The sequence below is a fragment of the Rhizobium sp. SEMIA 4085 genome (assembly GCF_013004495.1).
In the GTDB taxonomy this organism is placed as follows: domain Bacteria; phylum Pseudomonadota; class Alphaproteobacteria; order Rhizobiales; family Rhizobiaceae; genus Rhizobium; species Rhizobium gallicum.
Genome location: NZ_JABEPH010000677.1, coordinates 1 through 1,146, shown reverse-complemented (window position 1 = coordinate 1,146; position 1,146 = coordinate 1). Strand labels below are relative to the sequence as shown.

Sequence of the window (1,146 nt, the reverse complement as noted above, 5' to 3'; positions counted from 1 at the left end):
TGCGCTTTTGAGACATTTCCACTTCAAAGACGGTAGCGGGGATTTCAAGCCACAGAAGGTCACAGGCGAACTTGGTAAGAGTTTCCCGGCCGGTCAGACAATGGTTGACCGCGGAAACTATCCGATGCGCCGCGGTAACCTGGCGCTCGCACCTTCGAACGATGATTGGCACGCGATCTAAATCATTTGGGCGGCGTCGCCGACCACAGTCAAATACACATCTTTGATGATTCTGAATGAGAGCTATATCCCGGTGGGGTAGCGGCATAGTACCCTCCGCCAAATGACTTGTGCGGTCCTTACAAAAAGCTGGCTTGACGCATGATTGCTCAGCCACGTGACAGAGCAGGACAGGCACATGAAACACATACGTCAATCGGAACGCACATCCCGCCCCGAACAGCCTGTGGAAGCGCAGATGGCGACTGATGCTCAAATCAATCAGGGGCGTGGCGCCTTCCGCAACGCGGTCAATGCCAGCCCTCCACTTGCCACGGGCACGGCACCGCCATTTTCGGAGGCCTCCAATGTCCGGCCATCGCACGGTCACGACGCAGATGTCGCGAGACTGAAGCAACCGTTTGACAAGTCTTTTCGGGCGAATCCCCGGCATCCTGCGACAAACTTCGACATGCCACTCAACGCCGAAGAGATGTCCAGTGCCGTCGTACTCGACGCGATCCCGTTACCCGTCTTCTTCAAGAACAGGGATGGCGTACATCTTGGTTGCAACAGGGCGTTTGAAAGCTTCTCCGGTCGCTCAAGAGCAGAGATTATCGGAAAAACCGTTTTCGATTTGGTACCCGCACCCATAGCCGAGACGTATGCCGCGTTGGACGAGGCGCTTTTTGCAAATGGCGGTGTTCAGCAATATGAAGCAAAGGCCACTGCGGAAAATGGTGGCGTAGTTGATCTTTTACTCAGCAAAACAGCGATCACTGATATCGCCGGTAACAGGATCGGCTTGGGTGGCGCGATGTTGGACATCACAGAACGAAAACGTGCGGAGCATGATCTCAAAGAGGCTCTTGAATTCGCAGAGGGAGTTATCGCAGCCATTCCTGACGTTCTGTTCGAGGTAGATGCCGACGGTCGCTACCTGCAGGTCTGGGCAAGGAATCAGGAGCTCCTGGCGCAGCCAAAAGA

The 1,146-nt window shown here is 54.9% G+C and carries 2 protein-coding genes; both read left to right on the top strand.

Annotation, left to right across the window (positions count from 1 at the left end):
* A partial coding sequence (locus C9413_RS32955; RefSeq protein WP_210263688.1) for a hypothetical protein occupies positions 1-181 on the top strand: 181 nt, incomplete at its 5' end.
* A 177-nt stretch (positions 182-358) separates the two neighbouring features.
* The coding region (locus C9413_RS32305) for a PAS domain-containing protein (RefSeq protein WP_170251594.1) at positions 359-1,146 on the top strand (788 nt) is incomplete at its 3' end.